Below are 495 nucleotides of genomic sequence, written 5' to 3'. Positions count from 1 at the left end.
TTGCTCAGGTTGGCACCGCTCAGGTTGGCACCGCTCAGGTCAGCACGGCTCAGGTCGGCACCGCTCAGGTTGGCACCCCTCAGGTCGGCATCCCTCAGGTTGGCACGGCTCAGGTCGGCATCGCTCAGGTTGGCATCAATTAGGTAGGCATCCCTCAGGTTGGCACGGCTCAGGTCGGCATTGCTCAGGTTGGCATCAATTAGGTAGGCATCCCTCAGGTTGGCACGGCTCAGGTTGGCATCAATTAGGTTGGCATCAATTAGGTTGGCACCACTCAGATTTCGAGCCTTAGATGAGTGATTGACAATTTCCCACAGCAACCGCCATTTGTCGCTAATTATTGTTGCTAGATCAATTACCGCATCATGCAGAGAAACACGGTTCAGGTCGGCACCACTCAAATTTCGACCTTTAGATGGCTGATTGACAATTTTCCACAGCAACCGCCATTTGTCGCTAATTATTGTTGCCTCGTCAATGACCGCATCATGCAGA

1 protein-coding gene is annotated in these 495 nt (G+C 52.7%); it reads right to left on the bottom strand.

Annotation, left to right across the window (positions count from 1 at the left end):
• On the bottom strand, positions 1-495 hold a 495-nt coding region (locus BV375_RS00080; protein WP_208099018.1), incomplete at both ends, for a pentapeptide repeat-containing protein.

Source organism: Nostoc sp. 106C (genome assembly GCF_002154725.1).
In the GTDB taxonomy this organism is placed as follows: Bacteria; Cyanobacteriota; Cyanobacteriia; order Cyanobacteriales; family Nostocaceae; genus Aulosira.
Note: the sequence above shows the minus strand (reverse complement) of the source record. Positions and strands in the feature narration are given on the sequence as shown.